The sequence below is a fragment of the Microtetraspora sp. AC03309 genome (assembly GCF_020826795.1).
Classification (GTDB): Bacteria; Actinomycetota; Actinomycetes; order Streptosporangiales; family Streptosporangiaceae; genus Microtetraspora; species Microtetraspora glauca.
On the sequence record NZ_JADDIL010000682.1, the window covers coordinates 1 to 238 of the forward strand.

Consider the following 238-nt stretch of genomic DNA (forward strand, 5'->3'; position numbering starts at 1 on the left):
GTGGCTCAGTGGTAGAGCATCACCTTGCCAAGGTGAGGGTCGCGGGTTCGAATCCCGTCTTCCGCTCGGAGCTTTACGTGGTGGAGTGGCCGAGAGGCGAGGCAGCGGCCTGCAAAGCCGCGTACACGGGTTCAAATCCCGTCTCCACCTCTGGCCCCAAGCCAAGGACGATTAGCTCAGCGGGAGAGCGCTTCCCTGACACGGAAGAGGTCACTGGTTCAATCCCAGTATCGTCCAC

The 238-nt window shown here is 61.3% G+C and carries 2 tRNA genes; both read left to right on the forward strand.

The features are described from left to right. The first annotated feature begins 79 nt into the window (after window positions 1-79). Window positions 80-150, forward strand: a tRNA-Cys gene (locus IMZ11_RS44920). 15 nt (window positions 151-165) lie between these two features. Next, window positions 166-237, forward strand: a tRNA-Val gene (locus IMZ11_RS44925). Window position 238: the final 1 nt, after the last annotated feature.